The 758-nt window shown below is 48.4% G+C and carries 1 pseudogene; it reads left to right on the forward strand.

Features of this window, described 5'->3' with window-relative positions:
- Nucleotides 1–758, forward strand: a pseudogene (locus N8O80_RS09475) (hypothetical protein); the annotation flags it as partial.

Genomic DNA, 758 nt, shown 5'->3' on the forward strand with positions numbered 1-758 from the left:
TCAGAAGCTGATGTACTTGCTGACTCTGACGCACTTGTTGATGCTGACTCAGAAGCTGATGTACTTGCTGATTCTGACGCACTTGTTGATGCTGACTCAGAAGCGCTTGTGCTTGCTGACTCTGATGCACTTGTTGATGCTGACTCAGACGCTGATGTGCTTGCTGACTCTGATGCCGATGTGCTTGCTGATTCAGAAGCTGATGTACTTGCTGATTCTGATGCACTTGTTGATGCTGATTCTGATGCACTTGTGCTTGCTGACTCTGACGCACTTGTTGACGCTGACTCTGATGCCGATGTGCTTGCTGACTCTGATGCGCTTGTTGACGCTGACTCAGAAGCTGATGTACTTGCTGATTCTGATGCACTTGTTGACGCTGATTCAGAAGCTGATGTGCTTGCTGATTGGCTCGCACTTGTTGACGCTGATTCAGAAGCGCTTGTGCTTGCTGACTCAGAAGCAGATGTGCTTGCTGATTCTGATACACTTGTTGACGCTGACTCTGACGCACTTGTTGATGCTGATTCAGAAGCTGATGTACTTGCTGATTGGCTCGCACTTGTTGACGCTGATTCAGAAGCTGATGTACTTGCTGACTCAGATGCTGATGTACTTGCTGATTCAGATGCCGATGTGCTTGCTGATTCTGATGCACTTGTTGAAGCACTTTGGCTTGCGCTTGTTGACGCTGACTTAGATGCGCTCGTTGAAGCACTTTGGCTTGCACTTGTTGACGCTGACTTAGATGCGCTCGT

This window comes from Streptococcus mitis (genome assembly GCF_946190155.1).
GTDB lineage: Bacteria > Bacillota > Bacilli > Lactobacillales > Streptococcaceae > Streptococcus > Streptococcus mitis_CL.